This is a genomic window from Bradyrhizobium sp., assembly GCF_017881085.1.
Classification (GTDB): Bacteria; Pseudomonadota; Alphaproteobacteria; order Rhizobiales; family Xanthobacteraceae; genus Bradyrhizobium.
This window is the reverse complement of the sequence record NZ_JADGRI010000424.1, coordinates 1-3699: the sequence shown is the minus strand read 5'-3', so window position 1 is coordinate 3699 and position 3699 is coordinate 1. Positions and strand designations below refer to the sequence as shown.

At 63.3% G+C, this 3699-nt stretch carries 1 protein-coding gene; it reads left to right on the top strand.

What is annotated here, in order from left to right; translation table 11 throughout:
- The coding region (gene metH / locus QZ213_RS25910; protein WP_291688910.1) for a methionine synthase at positions 1 to 2627 on the top strand (2627 nt) is incomplete at its 5' end.
- Positions 2628 to 3699: the final 1072 nt, after the last annotated feature.

Sequence of the window (3699 nt, the reverse complement as noted above, 5' to 3'; positions counted from 1 at the left end):
ACCTCGTCGCCGCCGAGCCCGACATCGCCCGCGTGCCCGTGATGGTCGATTCCTCGAAATTCGCCGTGATCGAGGCCGGCCTGAAATGCATCCAGGGCAAGCCGGTGGTGAACTCGATCTCGATGAAGGAGGGCGAGGAAAAATTCATCCACGAGGCCAAAATCGCGCGGCGCCATGGTGCGGCCGTGGTGGTGATGGCGTTCGATGAAGCCGGCCAGGCCGATACCTTCGCGCGCAAGACCGAAATCTGCAAGCGCGCCTACGACATCCTGGTCGGGCAACTGAATTTTCCGCCGGAAGACATCATCTTCGACCCCAACATCTTCGCGATCGCGACCGGCCTCGAGGAGCACAATAATTACGGCGTCGACTTCATCGAGGCGACGCGCTGGATCCGGAACAACCTGCCGCATGCGCATATCTCCGGCGGCGTGTCGAACCTGTCGTTCTCGTTCCGCGGCAACGAGCCGGTGCGCGAGGCCATGCATTCGGTTTTCCTGTATCACGCCATCAAGGCCGGCATGGACATGGGCATCGTCAATGCCGGGCAGATGATCGTCTATGACGACATCGATCCCGAACTGCGCCAGACCTGCGAGGACGTCATCCTCAACCGCGACCCCGGCGCCTCCGAGCGGCTGCTGGCGCTGGCGGAAAAATTCCGCGGCAAGGAGAAACAGACAAAGGAGCAGGATCTCGCCTGGCGCGAATGGCCGGTCGAAAAACGGCTCAGCCACGCGCTGGTGCACGGCATCACCGAATTCATCGAGGCAGATACCGAGGCCGTGCGGCTGACCGTCGAGCGCCCGCTCAACGTCATCGAAGGCCCGCTGATGGCCGGCATGAACATCGTCGGCGACCTCTTCGGCGACGGCAAGATGTTCTTGCCGCAGGTGGTGAAGAGCGCGCGCGTCATGAAGCAGGCGGTGGCCTATCTGATGCCGTTCATGGAAGAGGAAAAGGCGCGCAACCTCGCCAACGGCATTACCGGCGACGGCCGCAAAAACGCCGGCAAGATCGTGCTCGCCACCGTCAAGGGCGACGTCCACGACATCGGCAAGAACATCGTCGGCATCGTGCTGCAATGTAACAATTTCGAAGTCATCGACCTCGGCGTGATGGTGCCGGCGTCCAAGATCATCGAAACCGCGAAGGCCGAAGGCGCCGACATCATCGGCCTCTCCGGCCTGATCACGCCCTCGCTCGACGAGATGAGCTTTCTCGCCGGCGAGCTGGAACGCCAGGGCATGAACGTGCCGCTCTTGATCGGCGGCGCCACCACCAGCCGCGTGCATACCGCCGTGAAGATCGACCCGAACTACCGCAGCGGGCCGGTAGTCCATGTCAATGATGCCAGCCGCGCGGTCGGCGTGGCCTCGGCGCTGCTGTCGCCGGAGCGGCGCGAGGCCTATGCGGCCGAGGTGCGCGCCGACTACGCGAAAATCTCCGCGGCGCATTTCCGCGCGCAGGCCGACAAGAAGCGCCTGAAGCTCGCCGACGCCCGCGCCAACGCGGTGACGATCGACTTCGCGAAAACGCCGCCGAAGAAGCCGGCGTTCCTGGGCATCAAATCGTTCCGGGATTACGACCTCGCCGAGCTGGCAAATTACATCGACTGGACGCCGTTCTTCCAGACCTGGGAATTGACCGGGCGCTTTCCCGCCATTCTTAGCGATCCCAAGGTCGGCGAAGTCGCGCGCTCGCTCTATGACGACGCGCGCAAGATGCTCGATCGCATCATCAGGGAAAACTGGTTCAAGGCGCAGGCGACCATCGGCTTCTGGCCGGCCAACACGCAAGGCGACGACATCGTCGTCTATGCCGACGATACGCGCAGCAAGCAGATTGCCACCTTCCACACGCTGCGCCAGCAGCTGGAAAAGCGCGAAGGCCGCTTCAACGCGGCGCTGTCGGATTTCATTGCACCCGTTGCCAGCGGCGTGCCGGATTATATCGGCGCCTTCGTGGTCACCGCTGGGATCGGCGAGGACATCGTCGCCGACCGTTTTAAAAATGCCAATGACGATTACTCCTCGATCCTGTGCAAGGCGCTCGCGGATCGTCTGGCGGAAGCCTTTGCCGAGCGGATGCACGCGCGGGTGCGCCGCGAATTCTGGGGCTATGCGCCGGACGAGGCGCTTGCGCCGGATCAGCTCATCCTCGAACAATACAAGGGCATCCGCCCCGCGCCGGGCTATCCCGCGCAGCCCGATCACACCGAAAAGGCGACGCTGTTTTCGCTGCTCGATGCGGAGAACACCGCAGGCGTGAAACTGACGGAAAGCTTTGCGATGTGGCCGGGCTCGTCGGTGTCGGGTCTCTATTTCAGCAACGCCGAAAGCTTTTACTTTGGCGTCGGCAAGATCGAGCGCGACCAGGTCGAGGACTACGCGTCGCGCAAGGGCTGGAGCGTGGCGGAAACCGAGCGCTGGCTGGCGCCGGTCTTGAACTACATCCCGACGCAGGACCAGTCCGCGCAGGACCGCCGCGTCAAGCAGGCGATGCCGACGCGGGCGCCGGCTTCGACACCCGCCAACGATATCGCGTCCCCCGAATTGGCGGCGCATCCGCCGGGCTGCAATTGCGCGGTGCATCTGGCGTACCGGAAAAAGACGGCAAGGGCGTAAACGACGTCGTGCTCTCCTCTCTCGTCGTCCCGGCGAAAGCCGGGACCCATAGCCACCGATGCCTGTTGTCAACAAAGCTGTTGCCCCAGCGTCGCGCAACATCGACATCGGTGGTTATGGGTCCCGGGTCGCGCTTCGCTTGCCCGGGACGACGTGGATGGATTTTCAACGTGACCCAGCAAATGATTTTCTTCTCGTCATTCCGAGTGAAGCGAAGCAATCCATATCACCGTGCGGGAAAACTGGAGTGCTTCGTCGCTCCCCTCCCCCCGCGAAGCGGCGGGGAGGGGTCGGGGGTGGGGGTGGGGGGTACCTCGGCAAATTCGCTGCCCGCGGAGCAAACTGATAGACCCCCCACCCCCGACCCCTCCCCGCCACGCGCAAGAGCGCGTGGAGGGAGGGGAGATCACCGTGCACAGCTCCGCTATCTCGCCGCATGTCATGCGCGAGTTTTGGCCCTTGCGTTCCGCCCCCTTCGAAAGAAGGCGCAGGGAATGCCGGGCGCCCGATGCGCCCGATAGCCGCGTGTGCAGAGATAGTGGGTGTAAGCGCACACGCGTTGTCAGGTCACACCGGAATCACCCGGCATTCCCCGCGCAATGGTTTTACGGCTTATTTCGTGCTCTCCCGGGCGATCGGGCTTTTTTGTCACCCTCACCGGCAGCGTTGGCTGCCGGCTTGACGCCAGCGTCGAGACGTCAGGACCACACGACTTCGCCGTCCGCGTCCGGCGCCCTCGTCTGAAGCGCCATCCGCGTCCACCGCATCCCGCCGCACGTTCGTGACGATCGCGAAACGCCCCTCTCATCGGGCGGGACGACGAGGATCAGGAAGGTGATTTGCATGAAACGGGAAGAGGAAAAATTTTTGAAAAAGGGGCTGGACGGCATGCTCGCAAAACAACCTGACAGGCAAATCGGCTGGGCGCTGTTCCCCTCTCCCCTTGTGGGAGAGGGTGCCTGAGCGAAGCGAAGGCGGGTGAGGGGTTCTCTCCGCGGATGCAGACCCCTCATCCGGCACGGACTTCGTCCGCGCCACCTTCTCCCACAAGGGGAGAAGGGGAAGAAAGCGC